This window comes from Flavobacterium sp. LPB0248 (assembly GCF_013388355.1).
Lineage (GTDB): Bacteria > Bacteroidota > Bacteroidia > Flavobacteriales > Flavobacteriaceae > Flavobacterium.
The window spans coordinates 367,143-381,527 of the sequence record NZ_CP058246.1 but is presented as its reverse complement, the minus strand read 5'-3'; the positions used below and the strand labels follow the sequence as shown (position 1 = coordinate 381,527).

Sequence of the window (14,385 nt, the reverse complement as noted above, 5' to 3'; positions counted from 1 at the left end):
AATGACAAAGAAGATTTTAATAGTAGATGATCATTTGGTGGTGCGAAACGGAGTTGCTATGATTTTGGAAAGGCAATTTGAAGATGTTGCCATTTCTAATGCTGAAAATTTCTTTGAAGCGATTACACTTTTAAAAAATCTGCCTTTTGATTTAGTTATCTTAGATATTAATATTCCGGGAGGAAAAAATACCGATATGATAACCGACATTAGAGCGATTCAGCCCGATGTCAAAATATTGGTTTTCTCGGCTCATGAAGAAGAACAATATGCTTTAAAATACCTTTCTTCTGGTGCCAACGGTTATGTAGATAAACTATGCAGTGAAGAAAAAATCATGTTTGCTATTACTTCCATTTTTGAGTCTGGGACTTATATTTCTTCAGAACTGGTTAGCAAATTAGTCAATATTAAAACAAGCAAAAAAACTTTAAATCCGTTAGAAGGGTTGTCTAAAAGAGAGCTTCAAATTACAGCCCTTTTAGTGGAGGGAAATGGCAATTTAGAAATTTCAAATAAACTCAACATTCATATGTCTACTGTGAGTACCTACAAAGCAAGAGTTTTTGAAAAACTAAAAGTCAATAATCTAGTAGAACTCATTAAGTTATATAATACTTTCAAAAGTTAGTTGTATTCGACCATAATCTCGATCGTAGTTCCTTTATCAATATCACTAATAATATTGATGTTTCCCTCGATAAGAATAAGAAGCTCAATAATCATATGAAGTCCGAGATGATAATTTTTTGAAATCGGATTTTTATAAAAATTGTGATAATAATCAATAAGCTCTTTGCTCATTCCTTTACCATTATCTATAATTTTTAAGATTAGAAGAGCCTTTTTGGTTGTACATAAAAGCTCAATTTTTCCATTTTTGGTATTTTTTATGGCGTTATCAATTAAATTATGAATGATAATCGAAAGTGCTGTTTTGTTTGTTCGTACGTGAAAATCTTTTTCTACATTATTAAAAATGGAAATGTTTTCTGCTTCGGCAATTTTTTCAAAAATCTGAATTCGTTCCTCAATCAATTCATACAAAGAATAACTTTCATTTTCCAGTTTTTTTCCTTCAATAAAAATAGAAGAATATTTGATAAGATTTTCTACATATTCGTATAATTGAGAGGTAGAAGTCTGCAAAGTTCCCAATTGCTGTTTAAGTTTCTGATCTTCTTGAATGGTATTGTTTTCAGAAAGATGTTTAATAGAAGAAGACAAGAATTTCAGCGGGCTTTTGATATCATGGCTCATGCTTTTAACCAACATTTCGTGCTGTTTAATTTTTTGTTTTAAGTTGTTTTCTGCTTTTTCTAGTTTTTTAACGGTAGAAGCTAATTTTTTTGTTTTTTTAGCAATTACTTCTTCCAGCTGTCTTCTTTTCATTCTTTGGTAATACAATCGTATATGCCAAAGTGAAATTACAAAACCGGCGGCAAGAAAACAGCAAAGAACAGCAAACCAAATGGTCTGATAAAATTTTGCAGGTACAACAAGAATGACAGTTTTATAAGCATAATTGGCATCAAAACCAGATAAACTCCTAAAGGTAAGCGTATAAGTTCCAGGTGGCAATGTCGTAAAAGAAATTGATTTATCGGCTTTCAATCGTTCCCAGCGATCACTTCCAATTCTGTCCATTTTTGCTTCGATGGCTACATTTTTTGGATTTCCGTAATAAGGATACGAAACCAAAAAACTTACGCGTTGAAAATTGTTTTTTAAGACAATAGTATCTTTCGGAGTAATTATTTTCTGGTCGAGAACAACTCTGTCAATAAAAAGGTCTTTGCCAGGAAGTAAAGGAGATACTTTATACGGATTAAAAAAAACAATTCCATTCATAGATGGAAAAACAATATCATTGTTTTTTAGAAAATTCCCGCAAGGTTGGCAGCCGCCGTTAAATTCATTAATCAGAAAACCGTCTGCTTTATTGTATTGATGGTAATATATAACCGTATTTTTATTTTTGTAATGGTGTAGCAACGCTTTTCTAGAAACCTGAAAAAGTCCTTTGTTGGTTGATATCCAGAAAAATTCGTTTTTGTCTTCAATAATACAATGAGCAGAATTAAGATAATGCTCTTCGTCTGTTGGAAAAGAATACAGTTTCTGGTTTTCATAAAGAAAGAAGCCTTTTTCATATGTTGTAAGCCATACTTTTTGCTTGCTGTCTATAAAAACGCTTCGAATGTTTATGTTTTTAGTGTTTTTTGCAAAATGTAGTTTTTTAGTTTTTAAATCATACAAAAACAGTCCGTTATCTCCAGCCAAATACAAAATATTGTTTTGCTGAACGATATAGTTGATGTTGTTTTTAAAAACGGCTTCAAGCTTTACAATTCCGTTTTTTATAGCATACAATTTAGGTTTATGAAACTCGTCTATTCCTAAAGAGACCCAAATGGTATTGCTATTATCTTTAAATATGGTTTTCGGATTTTGATCAAAAGGGTAGGTGACATATTTTTTGTATCCCGATTTTTTTAGATAGCAAAGTACTTTCATGGCTCGGCTGATCCATATATTTTTTTCATCGTCGAGAGCAATATTTAGCCGTTCATCCAAAAAAACACTTTTAGGAAAAGGAATGCTGTCAATCACTTTTTTGTCGTTTATAATCAATCCTTCAGAAGTGATTACGGTACTATCGCTAAAAGTTTGCGCAGCGTAGTAAACTTCGGTTCTCTCTTTACTTTTTTTTATGGTTTTAAAAGTAGGAAAAGAAATAATGCACAATCCGTTTGTGCCGCTTCCTAAGTACAGTTTTTTATTTTTCGGATCAAAATAAACTGCGATAATATTGCTTGTTTCAAAATCTTTGTATTCGACAATTAATTGAGCAGTTAATTGGTCATTTTGATTTTTTAACTGATAAATTTTATTCTTTACAGATAGAAAAACCTGACCTGTTGTGATGTTCCAGAATAACTTACGATTCTTAGTTGGTATTATATTCAGCTTTCCTGAAGATTCAGCTTTTTGAGAAAAACAATGATAATAGCCGTTATCGGTTAGGTAAAAAAGAGAATTGCTGATTGCGAAAAAATTAAAAATATTATCGTTTTTAAAAGGAGTTTTAGAAATGCTTTTCATTTTAGAATCGCATAATTCAATGGTTTGGTTGTCTATAAAGAATATATTTCCATTAGATAATCTGATATAATAAGGCTCATGCTGATTAATAGAATAGTTGGATGGAAGACCATCATGAAAGAAGAAATGCCTTCCGTTTCGCACCAAACTAGATTTTGGAGCATCTTTTTTAAGTATCTGGACTTTGGCATTTTTAATGAAGACAAGTTCTTTTTTGCTTTCATTATAACTTGTGAGACTGTCTTTTTCAATGCTTCCAAAAATATCGGTAAAACGAGTATGTTCTAAAGAGGTATTGGAAGAATTAAAAACAAGAAAATTATTTCCATCATAACGAACAATACCATTTTCGGTAGTCATCCATATAAAATTGTGTTTGCCTTGAACTATTGCTTTTATACTATTCTGTTGCAGTTCATTATTATCCGCAGTATACCATCTCGCCAAGTAGTTTTCTTGGCAGATCATTTTAGTTGTAGTAAGCAACAGCAGAAAACAACAGTAACGTAAAATATGAACCGCTATTTTTGGCATCTGACTAAAATTATAAGACAAACTTAGCAAACATAAATCAGAAATCACGGTTTGTAGTTTTAAATCTACAACGTTGTAGATTTATTGAGACAGACAAGACAAGCTTTCTAATAGTCTATAAGACTATATTTGTCTTATAAGGTTAAAGGCAAAGTTTAGAAGTATGAAAATAGGAGTAATAGGTTTATGTAGTTTTACAATGGATTTTGTGAGCCGTGCAGTCGAGGCAGGACATCAAGTATTATTGAGTTCGACCCGCGAAAATAGCCAGTTTAAAGATATAGCTAAAACCTTAGGAAAGAATGTAAAATTGGTAAGTAAAGACGAAGCCGCAAAAGCCAGTATTTTAATACTCTTTATTCCACGTGAAGATGTTGGATTATTCCTGACAGACTTGCCAGACATGAATGAGAAAGTGCTAATACATTCCAGCAATCCAATTTTTAGTTTAGAATGTCTGGAGCCAAATGCAAAATCATCATCTGAAATAATTGCATCACTTTTGCCAGAAGCTCATGTGATTAGGGTGCTTAATATAGTGAATCCAGAAGTGCTTTCGATGGTAAACCAAGAGCAAAATGGCAATGAAATATTTTATACAGGATTGAATAAACAGGCAAAAAATAAAGCCAAAATATTTTTTAAAAGCCTAAATCTTACTGGGATCGATTTTGAAGAATTGTACCAACTTCCAATGCATTCTTGTTTCATGAGTTAAAAAAGAAATATTACGATACCAGCTTTGAATAATTAGAATTGTTCAAACCCCCGAAATGTTCCCAGAAAAGCTAACTTTCTGGGACATTTCTTTTTGGATTTTTTTAATTTTTAATCTAAATCTGTTTTTAAGACAGCTCCAGTACTAGCATTAGTTACTAACGCTCTGTATTGTGAAAGCCATTTTGAGTTTAATGGTTTTTTTAATGGTTTAAAAGCTGCTCTTCTTGTTGCGATTTCTTCATCACTTAAATTAACAGACAAAATATACTGATCTACATCAATGTGAATTTCGTCTCCGTCTTTTACCAAACCAATCATACCGCCCTCAGCAGCTTCTGGAGAAACGTGTCCGATTGAAGCTCCTCTGGTTGCACCGCTAAATCTTCCGTCAGTAATTAAAGCTACAGAACTTCCAAGTCCCATTCCCATAATTAAACTCGTAGGAGAAAGCATTTCTTGCATTCCAGGTCCGCCTTTTGGCCCTTCGTAACGAATAACCACTACATTTCCGGCTTTCACTTTTCCCATCATAATTCCTGCAATCGCTTCGGCTTGACCGTCAAAACAGACTGCGCTACCAGTAAATACGCGATCTCCAGTTAATCCTGCAGTTTTAATAACTGCACCTTGCTCAGCAAGATTTCCGTATAAAATGGCCAATCCGCCAACTCTACTGTACGGATTATCGATAGTATGAATAATTGTAGTATCTTTAATTTCGGCATTAGCAATTTTTTCCAATAAAGTTTCACCACTAATCGTAAGATTATCAATTAAAACGCCTGAACCTCTTTTGTTTATTTCCTTCATAACCGCATTTACACCACCAGCTCTGTTGATATCTTCCATATGAACCGTGCTTAAACTTGGTGAAATCTTAGCAATATGCGCCACATTTCCAGAAATGGTATTAATGTCTTTTAATTTAAAATCAACATTAGCTTCGTTCGCAATTGCAAGCATATGAAGAACAGTATTTGTACTTCCGCCCATTGCCATATCGACAGCAAAAGCGTTGCGAACGGCATTTTCGTTTAAGATATTTTTCAGTTTGAATTTTTCAATAGCCTGCTGATCTTTTGCAATATCACAGATTCTTCTTGCTGCTTCGCGGTACAATTGTTCACGTTCTGGAGTTTGAGCTAGAATAGTACCGTTTCCAGGAAGTGCAATTCCCATTGCTTCCATCAAAGTATTCATAGAATTTGCGGTAAACATTCCAGAACAGCTTCCACCGCTTGGACAGGCATTACATTCAATATCATATAATTCTTCGTCAGAGATTTTTCCTGCTTCGTGTTTTCCGACTGCTTCAAAAGCTGTAGCTAAGTCAATTGCCGTTCCATTTTTAGTATAACCTTTAGACATTGGGCCTCCGCTTACAAAAATGGTTGGAACATCTACACGTAAAGCACCCATGATCATTCCGGGAACAATTTTATCACAATTTGGAATTGCAATCATCGCATCCAGTTTATGCGCATTCATTACACTTTCTATAGAGTTGGCGATAATTTCACGGCTCGGAAGCGAGTATAACATTCCGTCATGTCCCATTGCAATTCCGTCATCGATTCCGATTGTATTAAACTCAAACGGAACACAGCCATTGGCACGAATTTCTTCTTTGATAATTTCAGAGACTTTGTTTAGGAAAAAATGTCCTGGAATGATTTCGATAAACGAATTTGCCACTCCAATAAATGGTTTGCTGAAATCTTCATTTTTCAAGCCCGTAGCTCGCAATAAGGATCTGTGAGGAGTTCGCTGAACACCTTTTTTTACTTCATCACTTCTCATGATAGAAAATGTTTTTTAATGTTGTTTTTTGTTTTTTTTGATAGTTAACAGATTATAATTAAATCTGTGATTTTATTCTGCTTAATGTTTCTGGCGAAATATTAAGGTATGCCGCAAGATTGGCATTGGACAATCTCTGAATGAGTTCGGGGTTGTTTTTAAGAAGATTTCTATACCGTTCAGCTGCATTTTGTGTCAATAGGCTGCTAAGTTTAGAAGTAATCACCGTAAGACCATATTCGAGAATATAGATGTACATTTTATCCCATTGCGGAATGGTGTTGCGAAGATGAAAAAAATCTTCATAAGAAATAGCCAAAAGCTCTGAAGCCTCAACCGCTTCAATGTATTCAGTGCTTGGTTCTCTAGAAATAAAACTGACAATCGAAGTTAGAAATGTACCTTCAAAAGCCATAAAACGTGTAGTTATATTATGATCTTCTGTGCTGTAATACAATCGCAGACAGCCTTTTTTTATAAAAAATATTTTATTCGCAACGGTTCCGCTTTTAAGTAACTGCTCATTCTTCTTTACTTGTATTAATTTAAAGCAGGATAAAATGGTGTTAAGTTCATCATTTTCCAATTGTAATCTACTCTGAATTAAAGCCTCAAGTTCACTCATCATTTCTCAAAAATTAATCATTATCAAAAGTAAAGTTAATCAAGGAAAAAAACATTGACGAATGTCAAAATCGGTTTAAGAATGAATATAAATAACTTTGCGTCTTTGCGACTTTGCGAGCAATTTTTCAAAGAATGGAAAAAGATACTTAAAATATAATCTAGCAAAGTCGCTAAGACGTAAAGTTTTAAAGTTTTAATCTGCTCAAATCTGCAGAATCTGCGTGAAACAAAAACAAATCTGTAATTTAGTAAAATGAAAATCGAACTGAAACAATCTTCTTTTCTTGAAAAGGCAATCAACGAACCGTATTACAACATTTTAATGTTTGATGGAGAAGCGGCTTTTTCTGTTGATTTAACTGATTACGAATGTAAAGGAAAATGTCTTTTGTTTTTAACACCGTATCAGTTATTGCAATGGAAAAATTCGACAGCACCTTTCCTAAATATTCTCAGTTTTCATGGAGATTTTTACTGTATTGAATACCATAAAAAAGAAGTGGCTTGCAACGGAATTTTATTCAATGATATTTATAGCGAACCTTTTGTAGCTGTTTCCGATTTTATTTACGAGGAAATCACGAGCATTATGGAAAGAATGAAAAGGGTAGAAGACTCAGAAATGGATTATGATAATTCGATTCTAAAGTCTTATCTGCAGGTTATTCTAGCCTTGAGCAGTAAAGAAAAACAGCTCAAAATGTCACCAAAGATTCAGGAATCTATTGGAAACGCTGACATTTTGAAGTTTCAGCATTTGTTGGATTCTCATTTTTTAGAGGCAAAAGAAGTCGCTTTTTATGCCTCAAAATACAACTTGAGCGTCAATACTTTCAGTAAAAGAATCAAAAAACATTTCGGGAAATCGCCTTCTCAGCTTATTCAAGATCGCATTGTTTTGGAAGCTAAGAAATTGTTGCATTTGACAACCAAAACAATAAAAGAAATTGCAGACGATCTTAATTTTGAAGACGAATTTTATTTCAGCCGATATTTCAAGAAAAGTGTGGGCATTTCGCCTAAAGAATTCAGAAAAGAAGTTGGCATTTCTATCGTGGCAAAATAGTCCATGAAAACTCCTTTACGTCCATTTTTATCCAGATAAGCATAAAGTAATTTTGATTTGTATTTAAAACAGAATCAAAATGGAAAAATTTATACGATTTATTGCGGGTGGACAAAATAACTTTATTCACTTTTTAAGAATTGCCATATTTGTTGTAATGGCATGGATTGGCGGATTAAAAGCCTTTAAATATGAAGCTGACGGAATTGTTCCGCTGGTTGCGAATAGTCCGTTTATGAGTTTCTTTTATAAAGATGCTAATCAACAGGTTGTAAATGATGAAGGTAAAACAGTAAAAGTGTACACACTTTACAAAAACGTTGAAGGTAAAACTGTTGAGAAAAACATCAAATGGCACGAAGCCAACGGAACTTATATTTTTTCTTACGGACTAGGAACTGTTATTGTCACAATTGGTTTGTTGGTTCTTTTGGGAATCTGGTTTCCTAAAATGGGCTTTTTGGGCGGACTTCTGACATTCGGAATGGCGTTTGTAACTTTATCATTTTTAATCACAACGCCAGAAGTTTACGTTCCGAATTTGGGTGGAGATTTTCCAACACCAGAATTTGGGTTTCCGTATCTTTCTGTAGGAGACCGTTTGGTTCTCAAAGATATTATCATGATGAGTGGCGGATTGATCGTAGCTTCAGACAGTGCAAAGAAAATTTTAAAACGATTTTACGCTTAATCGAAAATAAAAAATGCTGCGCAAGGGCTCAGACTTGCACAGCTTTTTACAAAAACTCAAAACTAACTTATTCGTATTTTAAATATTTCAGCACATCGACTTTTGTTGCTTGATACGCTTTTGCTAAAACAATGCATAGCGTTAAAAACAATAAAAGCAAAAAGGAAAGTAGAAACGGCAGCATCGGAATTTCGATTCTAAAGGCAAAATTATTCAGCCATTTCTGCAATAAAACATAGGCAGGAAATACAGCAATAAGGAAACCTATTGCACAATACACTACATATTGTTTAGACAGTTCTTTCAATAAGATATTAGTCTCTGCGCCCAAAGTTTTTCGAATCGCAATTTCTTTCATTCTTCTTTGAATGGAATAAGATGCCAGAGCAAAAAGTCCAAAAAGGGCAATAAGAATCACAATAACATTGAGCAGAGAAAACAAATTTTTCTGCTTTACATAAGACTCGTAAGTTCGGGCATATTCTTTATCGGCAAAATCATATTGAAATGGATATTCGGTATCGACTTTTGTTTTCCAAAATTTTTCAATTGCAGCAATACTACTTTGAATCTGATCTGCTTTTAATTTTACATAGATTCGATTCATTTCATCGGCCATATCTAGAGATTTTATATGATAAAAAGTAATCGGTGGAACATCGACTTCTGGACTTAAAAGATTAAAATCTTTTACCACGCCAATAATCCTCATTTTCTGATTTCCAATTTTGATCTCTTTGCCAATAGGATCTTTTATCTGCATTAAACTCAATGATTTTTCATTAACTAAAACAGAATTTATAGTGTCTGAAGCTATGTTTGGACTAAGATTTCTGCCTTTTATTACTTTTATATTTAGCAGATTTAGCATATCATAATCAAGTCCAATTGCTTTTTGTTTGAAAAGCACATCTCGATACCAAATTGGCCATTGTGAATCATCTTCTCCATCAAAAGAAAGAAGACCAGTTGAAACTTTTTCAACGCCTTTAATTTTTGAAAGTTCCTGTTTTATAGTGTTATATCTTTCAAAAATATTCTTTCCAACATTTTCTCCCTGATAATAGGAAGACGGAAGATTTAACGAAATGGCCATAACCTGATCGCCTTTAAAACCAAGATCTTTATTGTTTAGATATTTAATTTGCTGATAGACCACTACAGAACCAATAATAAAAAAGGAAGCAATGGCAAATTGAAAAATCAGCATTCCATTTCTGATCCAAACGCCGCTTTTACTTCGAGCATAATTGCCTCTTAAAACTTTTAAAGTCTCAAAATTAGCAACATATAAAGCTGGAAATATTCCTGCAAATACAATGGTTATGAGAAAAACTAGTATCAACTGGAGATAAAATTGACTTTCGATTATCCTTAAGTTTTTCTCTAAAAAAGAATTGTAATAAGGAAGAGCAATTTCTACAATCATTAACGCTAATAAAACCGAAAAAGCAGTCATCAAAACGGTTTCAAAAATGAATTGCCAAACAATCTGTTTTTTGGAAGCGCCCAATATTTTACGAACTCCAACTTCTTTGGCTCTTTTAATCGAATTTGCTGTTGCCAAATTGATATAATTGACAATAGACAGAATAAGAATTAAAACCGATAAGCAAGCCATAATTACCAGAAACTGATAATTTCCTCTTCCCTCAGGATATCCATCAATAACAGAATGCAGTCTGGCAGATGAAAGCGGTTCCATCAAAACTTTGAAACTTCCCATTTTCTTGACCATTTCGGCAGGTGTAAAACCCGCTTGTTTGGCAGTTCTTACAATAACCTCGTCATAAAATACTTTATCAAGCATTTTTCTGGTCGATTCTACTTTTGATGGATCTTTTAGTTTTACCAATACTTTTAAAACAAATAGGCCAGGGTTTTTGTCAGGATCTGCCAAGTCTTTCATGCGGTTTATCACTATGTTTGGTGCGATCGATGAATTTCCTGGAATGCGATAAACACCTGAAATTGTAAACGTAGCATCCAAACATTTGATTTGTTTGCCTATTGGGTTTTTATTTCCAAAAAAGCGTTCTGCAAGTTTCTCTGAAATGGCAATACTGTTTTCGTCTTTTATAGCCGATTTGGCATTTCCATAAATAAATTCAAACGGAAAAAGAGAAAAGAAATCTTTTTCGGCATTTACGATTTTATCTACAAATTCCTTTTGGCCATTGTAAACCACTTTGTCTTTTTGATACCATTCATCTGCATAAACAACAGCTTCTACGTTGGGGTCATTTTCTAAATGAGGTTTTAAACGTACAGGATTATTTGCAGTTACAGGCATATCGCTCAATTGCGCTAAAACCTGATAAACTTTATCTTTTTCTGGATTCCAAGCATTGTAGCTGTGTTCGTCGTTCCAATAAAGAAGCGCGAAAATTAAACCCGAAATTCCTATTGATAATCCGAGAATATTGAGAGCAGTAAAAAGCTTACTGTGTTTGATTTGATAGATAAATATATTGATCCAGTTTTTTAGCATTTTGTTGGTGTTTTTTTGGTTTTGGAGTTAGTTTACTCGTATTTTAAATATTTTAAAACATTTACTTTGGTCACTTGGTAGGCTTTTGCTAAAACAATGGTCAGCGTTAAAAACAACAGTGATACAAAAGCAACTAAAAATGGCAAAAACGGAATATCAATTCGAGAAGCAAAGTTTTCTAACCATTTCTGCATCAATAAATAAGCAGGAACAATTCCGATTAAGAAACCAATTACGCAGAAAAGGACGTACTGTTTAGATAATTCTTTTAGCAAAATATTGGTTTCCGCACCGAGTGTTTTTCTAATGGCGATTTCGCGCAATCTTCTTTCCATAGAAAAAGAAGCCAAAGCAAATAATCCAAAAACAGCAATTAATATTACGACCACATTCAGTAAAGCAAACAAGTTTCTTTGATCTTGATATTTTTTATAAGTTCGAGCAAAGTTTTTATCTACAAAACCATATTCAAACGGATATTCCTGATCGACTTTAGTTTTCCAGAATTTTTCAATTGAAGCAATCGTTTCTGGCATTCCGTCAGGTGATATTTTAACCGTAATAAACTGTAAATAATTTTCCATCCAGGAAACAGATTTAATGTGAAAGAAAATCATAGGCGCCACGTTATATTCCATTCCGATATAATGAAAATCTTTAACGATGCCAACAACTTTATATTTTTGACCGCCGAAAGTAATTTCTTTGTTTATAGGATCTTTTACCATAAGAGTTTTTGCAGCAGTTTCATTCAATAATGCACTTGTAATACTATCTGTTGCCAGTTTGCTGCTTAAATCTCTTCCTTTAACTATTTTAATTCCTAGTAAATTTAATTGGCCAAAGTCAAGTCCCAATTGCTGTGTAATAACTTCTTTATTAGATTTATAATGAAGCCCTTGCCAAGAATTGAGATTGCTTCCAATGGAAAAAACTCCAGTAGAAACAGCTTCAACACCTTTAATTTTTGAAAGTTCCTGTTTTATAGTTTTATATCTTTCATACTGAATTTTATCTTTTACAGGTCTAAAAGCAATGTCCATAACCTGTGCACCATCAAAACCTAAATCTTTGGAAATCATGTAATTTACCTGTTTATGAACAATAAAAGATCCGATGATAAAAAGAGTAGCAATAGAGAATTGTAAAACAAGCATTCCGTTACGAATCCAGACACCGTTTTTACTTCTTGAAAAATTGCCTTTTAAGACTTTCAGTGTTTCAAAATTTGCAATGTAAACAGCAGGAAAAACGCCCGAAACGATAATTACAAAGAAGAAAATTAAAATAAGTTGGAAGTAAAATTGATTTCCAATTAGCATTAAGTCTTTGTTTAAAAAAGCATTATAGAAAGGAAGCGAAAGCTCTACGATTACCATTGCCAGTAAAACTGAGAACAAGGTAATAAGTGTGGTTTCAAAAACAAACTGCGTAACAATTTGCGATTTCGTAGCACCGACTATCTTGCGAACACCAACTTCTTTGGCTCGCTTTACTGCATTTGCAGTAGCCATATTAATGTAGTTTACAACCGAAAGTATTAAAATTAAGATGGATAAACCCATTACAATTTTTAGAAATTGCAAATTGGCATTCTGTTCAGGAAATGCATAATTTCCTTGACGAAGCCTTGCTTTTGAAAGAGGAAGAAGCCTTGATTTTATAGGATCTCCATATTGTTTTATAAACTGTTCAATAGATAATCCCTCAGCTTTTGCCTGTTTTTTGTAGTTGTCTTCAAGAAATATTTTGTCTAATTTTTGAATAACTGCTGTAGTGTCGATTGGCTTTTTGAGCTTTAACATTAATCCGTAACTGAAACCCCAGTTATCTTTGTTTTGTTCTAATTCCTCTTCTACAACAGGAGTAATTACCGAAGGCATTACTGATGATTTTTCAGGCATTTTATATACACCGCGAACAACAAAAATTCGATCTGCGTATTTGACCTGTTTTCCCATTGGGTTTTCATTCTTAAAAATGCGCGCAGCAGTTTCTTTAGAAAGAACCATGCTGTTGCGGTCGCTAAAAGCTGTCTTAGCATTACCTTGAATAAATTCAAAAGGGAAGAAAGAAAAGAAACTCCTTTCGGCTGAAAAGATTTTGTCAACCAATTCGATTTTTCCATTATACTGAATAGTTTCCGTGGTATAGTTTACTCTGAAATAACAGTATTTATCCAAGTATGAAGTAGTTGCATTAAGCATTCTACCTGGAATTGGAGAATTTGTTGTCCAGATATTTCCACCTCCAAAATCATTCATTGCAATAAAAATTTTATCTTTCTCAGGATTCCATTGATCGTAAGAATGTTCGTCGTTCCAGTATAGAATTGCAAAGATTAAACCTGCAATTCCTATACTCAAGCCCAATATATTTAGGGCTGTAAAGAATTTGTTGTTCTTTATATGATAAACAAATATGTTTGTCCAATTCTTCAACATGACTTTAGCAGTTAGAATTAACTAAAACATCAACATTTCTATGATTTACTTTTTCAGAAAGGATTTCGCCATCTTTCATTAAAATTGTTCTTTGCGAGAAAGAAGCATCGTAATCTGAGTGTGTTACCATTAAGATTGTCGATCCGCTGGCATGAAGATCGGTCAACAATTCCATTACTTCATTTCCGTTTCTGCTGTCTAGGTTTCCTGTTGGCTCATCGGCTAGAATAATTTTCGGATTATTGATTAAAGCTCTTGCTACGGCTACACGCTGCTGCTGTCCGCCTGAAAGCTGTTGCGGAAAATGCTTCAATCTATGAGCGATTCCCAAAATTTTCGCCATCTCATTTACTCGCGATTTTCTTTCGGCAGAAGGAACATTGTTATAAATTAAAGGCAGTTCGATGTTATCAAAAACCGATAATTCGTCAATTAAATTGAAGTTCTGGAAGATGAATCCGATGTTTTCTTTTCTGGCTTGCGCTCTAGACTTTTCTTTTAAGCCAACCATTTCCTGATCCAAAAGCTGGTAACTTCCGCTAGAAGCGCTATCCAGAAGTCCAATGATGTTCAATAAAGTCGATTTTCCGCTTCCAGACGGTCCCATAATCGATACAAAATCGCCTTGATTGATGGTCAGCGAAACGTCACTTAATGCTTTGGTTTCTAATTCCTCAGTTCTAAATACTTTTGAAAGTTTTGTAATGGTAATCATAATTTGACTGTTTTAATTTTTGATTGATTTTCTTTTAAAATTTTTATGCCCTTTGGAAATGATAGAAACAAGTCTGAAAATTAAGATAAATTATTTTTAATTTATCGCTATTTATTTTGTTATTTGTACTTCCGAAAGAGGTTAATTATTAATGATTTACAAGTTTTAATGTGATTTTCGTGCCAGTAAATT

10 protein-coding genes are annotated in these 14,385 nt (G+C 33.4%); 4 read left to right on the top strand and 6 right to left on the bottom strand.

Annotated elements, in window-relative coordinates; genetic code table 11:
* Window position 1: 1 nt before the first annotated feature.
* Entirely contained in the window at window positions 2-631 is a 630-nt protein-coding gene (locus LPB248_RS01450; RefSeq protein WP_177209836.1) for a response regulator, read from the top strand.
* Here LPB248_RS01450 and LPB248_RS01445 read toward each other — a convergent pair.
* Window positions 628-3,639 (bottom strand): ATP-binding protein, encoded by a 3,012-nt coding sequence (locus tag LPB248_RS01445; protein ID WP_177209835.1) that lies wholly within the window; start codon window positions 3,637-3,639, stop codon window positions 628-630. The two genes, LPB248_RS01450 and LPB248_RS01445, sit on opposite strands and share 4 nt — an antisense overlap.
* Before the next feature lie 163 nt (window positions 3,640-3,802).
* On the opposite strand from LPB248_RS01445, the gene LPB248_RS01440 reads away from it, so the two are divergent.
* Window positions 3,803-4,357, top strand: coding sequence for an NAD(P)-binding domain-containing protein (locus LPB248_RS01440; RefSeq protein WP_177209834.1), 555 nt, complete (start codon window positions 3,803-3,805; stop codon window positions 4,355-4,357).
* 110 nt (window positions 4,358-4,467) lie between these two features.
* Here the strand turns inward: LPB248_RS01440 and ilvD are convergent, their stop codons facing one another.
* Together ilvD and LPB248_RS01430 are read right to left on the bottom strand one after the other, a co-directional pair.
* The gene (gene ilvD, locus LPB248_RS01435; RefSeq protein WP_177209833.1) at window positions 4,468-6,159 is read right to left on the bottom strand and encodes a dihydroxy-acid dehydratase; all 1,692 of its coding nucleotides are present in this window, start codon (window positions 6,157-6,159) and stop codon (window positions 4,468-4,470) included.
* Window positions 6,160-6,217: 58 nt separating this feature from the next.
* Window positions 6,218-6,787, bottom strand: a complete 570-nt coding sequence (locus LPB248_RS01430; RefSeq protein ID WP_177209832.1) for a Crp/Fnr family transcriptional regulator — start codon at window positions 6,785-6,787, stop codon at window positions 6,218-6,220.
* 252 nt (window positions 6,788-7,039) lie between these two features.
* On the opposite strand from LPB248_RS01430, the gene LPB248_RS01425 reads away from it, so the two are divergent.
* Both LPB248_RS01425 and LPB248_RS01420 read left to right on the top strand, forming a co-directional pair.
* Complete coding sequence (locus LPB248_RS01425; RefSeq protein WP_177209831.1) at window positions 7,040-7,852, top strand: helix-turn-helix domain-containing protein; 813 nt, start codon at window positions 7,040-7,042, stop codon at window positions 7,850-7,852.
* A 79-nt stretch (window positions 7,853-7,931) separates the two neighbouring features.
* Entirely contained in the window at window positions 7,932-8,543 is a 612-nt protein-coding gene (locus tag LPB248_RS01420; RefSeq protein WP_177209830.1) for a DUF417 family protein, read from the top strand.
* A gap of 67 nt (window positions 8,544-8,610) precedes the next feature.
* Here the strand turns inward: LPB248_RS01420 and LPB248_RS01415 are convergent, their stop codons facing one another.
* Genes LPB248_RS01415 through LPB248_RS01405 form a run of 3 tightly spaced genes read right to left on the bottom strand, consistent with a single transcriptional unit; the run spans window position 8,611 to window position 14,193 of the window.
* The gene (locus tag LPB248_RS01415) at window positions 8,611-11,034 is read right to left on the bottom strand and encodes an ABC transporter permease (RefSeq protein WP_177209829.1); all 2,424 of its coding nucleotides are present in this window, start codon (window positions 11,032-11,034) and stop codon (window positions 8,611-8,613) included.
* A gap of 32 nt (window positions 11,035-11,066) precedes the next feature.
* Window positions 11,067-13,478 (bottom strand): ABC transporter permease, encoded by a 2,412-nt coding sequence (locus tag LPB248_RS01410; protein ID WP_177209828.1) that lies wholly within the window; start codon window positions 13,476-13,478, stop codon window positions 11,067-11,069.
* 4 nt (window positions 13,479-13,482) lie between these two features.
* The gene (locus tag LPB248_RS01405; protein ID WP_177209827.1) at window positions 13,483-14,193 is read right to left on the bottom strand and encodes an ABC transporter ATP-binding protein; all 711 of its coding nucleotides are present in this window, start codon (window positions 14,191-14,193) and stop codon (window positions 13,483-13,485) included.
* Between the last annotated feature and the right edge of the window lie 192 nt (window positions 14,194-14,385).

Coding starts and splice junctions, on each gene's coding strand:
- LPB248_RS01450 (WP_177209836.1), top strand. CDS start 2: ATGACAAAGAAGATTTTAATAGTAGATGATCATTTGGTGGTGCGAAAC.
- LPB248_RS01445 (WP_177209835.1), bottom strand. CDS start 3,639: ATGCCAAAAATAGCGGTTCATATTTTACGTTACTGTTGTTTTCTGCTG.
- LPB248_RS01440 (WP_177209834.1), top strand. CDS start 3,803: ATGAAAATAGGAGTAATAGGTTTATGTAGTTTTACAATGGATTTTGTG.
- ilvD (WP_177209833.1), bottom strand. CDS start 6,159: ATGAGAAGTGATGAAGTAAAAAAAGGTGTTCAGCGAACTCCTCACAGA.
- LPB248_RS01430 (WP_177209832.1), bottom strand. CDS start 6,787: ATGATGAGTGAACTTGAGGCTTTAATTCAGAGTAGATTACAATTGGAA.
- LPB248_RS01425 (WP_177209831.1), top strand. CDS start 7,040: ATGAAAATCGAACTGAAACAATCTTCTTTTCTTGAAAAGGCAATCAAC.
- LPB248_RS01420 (WP_177209830.1), top strand. CDS start 7,932: ATGGAAAAATTTATACGATTTATTGCGGGTGGACAAAATAACTTTATT.
- LPB248_RS01415 (WP_177209829.1), bottom strand. CDS start 11,034: ATGCTAAAAAACTGGATCAATATATTTATCTATCAAATCAAACACAGT.
- LPB248_RS01410 (WP_177209828.1), bottom strand. CDS start 13,478: ATGTTGAAGAATTGGACAAACATATTTGTTTATCATATAAAGAACAAC.
- LPB248_RS01405 (WP_177209827.1), bottom strand. CDS start 14,193: ATGATTACCATTACAAAACTTTCAAAAGTATTTAGAACTGAGGAATTA.